This is a genomic window from Streptomyces sp. NPDC054840, from assembly GCF_053611065.1.
This window is the reverse complement of record NZ_JBSGZP010000785.1, coordinates 1-3,104: the sequence shown is the minus strand read 5'-3', so window position 1 is coordinate 3,104 and position 3,104 is coordinate 1. Positions and strand designations below refer to the sequence as shown.

At 70.2% G+C, this 3,104-nt stretch carries 4 protein-coding genes; 3 read left to right on the top strand and 1 reads right to left on the bottom strand.

Features of this window, described 5'->3' with window-relative positions:
* The 3 genes from ACWGIU_RS33985 to ACWGIU_RS33975 all read left to right on the top strand — a co-directional run.
* Positions 1–625, top strand: a 625-nt coding sequence (locus ACWGIU_RS33985; RefSeq protein ID WP_453711954.1) for a helicase associated domain-containing protein, incomplete at its 5' end; no start/stop codon positions are given.
* 238 nt (positions 626–863) lie between these two features.
* On the top strand, positions 864–1,319 hold the full coding sequence (locus ACWGIU_RS33980) for a hypothetical protein (protein ID WP_453711953.1): 456 nt from the start codon (positions 864–866) through the stop codon (positions 1,317–1,319).
* 196 nt (positions 1,320–1,515) lie between these two features.
* Positions 1,516–2,508 (top strand): DUF4344 domain-containing metallopeptidase, encoded by a 993-nt coding sequence (locus ACWGIU_RS33975; protein WP_453711952.1) that lies wholly within the window; start codon positions 1,516–1,518, stop codon positions 2,506–2,508.
* A gap of 228 nt (positions 2,509–2,736) precedes the next feature.
* Here ACWGIU_RS33975 and ACWGIU_RS33970 read toward each other — a convergent pair.
* Positions 2,737–3,104, bottom strand: a 368-nt coding sequence (locus ACWGIU_RS33970; protein WP_453711951.1) for an integrase catalytic domain-containing protein, incomplete at its 5' end; no start/stop codon positions are given.

The following is a 3,104-nucleotide window of genomic DNA, read 5'->3' as shown; positions in this document are numbered from 1 at the left end:
GCCCCGGGGCGCGGCGATCCTCGACGTCCAGGTCGGGCAGTGGCTGACCAACGTCCGCCGCCCCGGCGGACTCGGCAAAGACCCCGAACGGGCGCAGCGGCGAGCCGCGGCCCTCGCCGCGATCGACCCCGACTGGAACCCGGCGGTGCTGGGATGGACAGTCGACTGGCAACGCCACTACACCTACCTCACCCAACTCCTCGCCTCCGGGGCGCGCCCGACCGCGATCGTGCCGGGGGTCACCCGACACGGGGACGACATCGGACGCTGGCTCGCCACCCAACAACGCGGCTGGAACCGGCTCAACGCCGAACAGCAACGCCGGCTCGCCACGCTCGGCGTCAAGCCGCAGAAGACCCCACGCGCCCGCAAAGCGGCAGCGAAGACGGCTGCGGCCACCGAGCCGCACGCAGGCGGTACGGCGTTCCAGAAAGGCCTCCAGGCCCTCACGCAATACACCGCACGGGAGGGTGCCCTGCCGGGGCGGGCCGGTGTGCAGGAGATGCCCGACGGGGACATCCACCGCGTCGGGGTGTGGCTGGCCAACCAGAAACAACGCCGCGACAAACTCCACCCGGCACAGCGCGCCGCACTCACCCAGCTCGGCGTCGACTGGGTGCGGTAGGAGGGTCGGGGGCGGCCCGGTGGTACTGCTGCCCGCAGAGCGCTCCGAGGCACTGGCCTCACCCACGCACGCCCTATCGGCGCGGCTGGCCCCGACCCTAGCCCGGCGTCTGGGGCCAGAAAGATCATCAGACCAGCAACCTTGGCGGGCGGAACCTCCTCTCCCTGTGCAGCACCCCGGACTTCAACAGCTTTGTGGGGGCGCAGTCCCAGGTGGCTGTTACGAGAAGGAGCACCTATTGCGTACCGACCGGCGGCGGATCCTCTGGTGGTTCATGGGCGTGACAGCGCTGTTCCTGGCGTTGGTGGTCGCCCTCCTCGCCTATCTGGGCAAGGACCGTGAGGACCCGCTCGCGATCGCTGATGTGGCGGGGGTCTGGCAAGGCTCGGACGGCGGCCGCTTGACGGTTCGCGCGGACGGTTCTGCGGACCTGGAACGGGCCAGACGGCCCGGCCCGGACTGCCGGCAATCCACCGACGCGGCAGGTCGTTCCTACACCGGGCCGGCGGCATGGGCCTTTGACACCTATCCCGACGAGAGGCCGGGGATCAGGTTCGACTACCAGGGACCCGCCACCGCCAAGCCGTGCAAGATCTACCTCGTGATCCTCCCCCAGAAGGACGGCGCGAAGGGGTTCCTCCCACAAGACCCGCCCGGCGTGAGCTACATACGCTCACCCGGCCAGCACAACTGAACCAAGCCACCAATTTGCACCAGAAAGCCCACCACAGCTAGCTCGACCAGGCGCAGCTCGCCAGCATGGGCGGGCTGGGCGCTACGACGCCGCATACCCACGAACGGTCCGTCCCCCGTACGGGCGGCTCGACGGGCACCCGCCTCCGGACGGCCGGAGGATCAGTGCGGGAACACGCGACGGGAGCCGATCAAGGATGCCGAACACCGCCGGTCGCTCGAAGAGGGCACGCATCGTCCTGTCAGGTCTGCTGCTCCTCGCCGGGGTCCTCGCGACCGGGTGCAGCGGCGCGGCCCGCGACGCCGGGCAAGGGCCTGGAGCAGGGCCCCGCCCCCAGGCGGCGCGCTCCGGCAGGGTCACCGTCGTCTACGAGGCCCAAACGGTCAAACCGGAGGACCGGGAGGCCGTGGCACTGATCCGGAACTCCCGCGTGCTGGAGCGTACGGCCGACTGGGTGAACAGATCACTCACCCTCCCGCACGACATGGTCGTGAAGGTCACCGCCGCCGTGCCGCCCGGCGTCACCGACGCCGTCACCCAGCCCGACGGCAGGACGATCTTCGTCCCGCCACCGTTCCTGACCGAGATCGAGAAGGCCCTCGCCGACGTCGTGAAGACCGTCGAACGGCCCGCCCCGTTCCCCGCGTCCGAGTACAACACCGACGACCTGACCGTACTGTCGACCGAATTCATCTTCGGCCACGAGATGGGCCATGCCCTGCAGCGCCAGCTCCTCCTGGCCAACCTCGGCCTCGAAGAGGACGCGGCGGACGGCTTCGCGTCCTTCTACACCGTCAACGAGGTCGGGCCGGGCCCGTCGCTGGCCGCCGCGATCCTCTTCGACGAGATCGCACGCAAGGAAGGCACGCCGACCCTGGAGAGCATGTCGAGCGACCACCCCGTCACCCAGCAGCGAGCCTTCAACTTCCTGTGCTACCTGGAGGGCAGCGACCCGAAGAAGTACCAGCAGTCCCTGGTCGACAGCGGCTATCTGCCGAAGACCCGCGCCCCCCTCTGCCCGCAGGCGTGGGCCATGCTGGACTACGGCTGGTGGACCCAGCTCCAGCCCCGCTTCAGCGCGGCGTTCAGGGCCCAGGGCGACAAGGAGCAGAAAAAGGCGCACGGGCGGCTGATCGCGGAGACACAGGCCCTGGCGAAGCGCATCGACGAGATCCGCAGCCGTCAATGAGGCAAATGACGCGCACCCCGTCGATCTCGTCCGCGTAGTCGCGCAGCAGGGTTCCGCGGACTATCGCGGAATCGCCGCCGAAGCGGTGTGCAACGTCCAGCAGGCGGGTGGTGAAGTCCTCGAAGTCCAGGAGCACCTCGTCCTTCGGCCGCGCGCGGCACCGGCCCGGGCGGGGCTGGCGGGCGTAGCCGGGCAGCGCGGCAAGGAACATCGACTCCACCGCCCGGTTCAGGCCCCCTCCACCGTGCCCCTCAGGTGCGGGGTGTAGGCGGGCAGGTCCTCGACGGTGACGTCCAGGGCGTTGAACGCGGCGGTCACCGCCTTCGACAGGAAGTCCCTGCCCCGGTCCACGCGTACCTTCTCCGGCAGGCCGCCCTGCGGCCCGAACGGCTCCTCGCGCAAAACCGCTGCCCGGAGCGCGGCCAGGACCGACTCCCGCGACGGATGCCCCGGGGTGACCGCCACGCCCATGATGGTGTTCGACGCGCAGTCCACAAACCAGGTGACCCACGCCCGGCGCGCGCGGCCCTCGACATCGACCAGGACCGGGGCCTGACAGAAGGGAAGCGAATACCCCGGGGCCCCGCTTGCAGCGG

Excerpts from the sequence above, each read along its gene's own strand:
- ACWGIU_RS33975 (WP_453711952.1), top strand. The coding sequence starts at position 1,516 with ATGCCGAACACCGCCGGTCGCTCGAAGAGGGCACGCATCGTCCTGTCA.